Annotated in this window: 1 protein-coding gene; it reads right to left on the minus strand. The window is 55.5% G+C overall.

What is annotated here, in order from left to right:
* On the minus strand, positions 1 to 229 hold a 229-nt coding region (locus AC1RP4_RS07845), incomplete at its 3' end, for a hypothetical protein (protein ID WP_481763247.1).
* Positions 230 to 364: the final 135 nt, after the last annotated feature.

Raw genomic sequence — 364 nt, forward strand, 5'->3', positions numbered from 1 at the left:
GCTCTTGCGGATCGACGACACGAACTTCGCGGTTCGCACGCAGGAATCCGACTGCGACACCAGCACGCACTTCGCGGAACGAATCCTCGACAGGAGCGGCCTTCGCCTCGAACTTTTCAGTGATAGCGGCGCGCAGGCTTTCTTTGTTGAACTTGCCAGTATAGGCAATAACGACCTTAGCCAGCTTGGGCGTCAGGAGGGTGTAATCGGTGATCGAAACGGTTTGCATATTGCTTCCCTTGTTGTGAAAGTAGGGTGGTGAGTTGTGAACGTCTGGGCACTTGCCCCGCGTACAATTAAATTGTCTCTGGTGGACGGGACTGCTCTGCGGCTTTACGTGACATCTCGACGATTGCCGCGTCCC

It is taken from the genome of Dellaglioa sp. CoH-56-MRSF-10 (assembly GCF_056782175.1).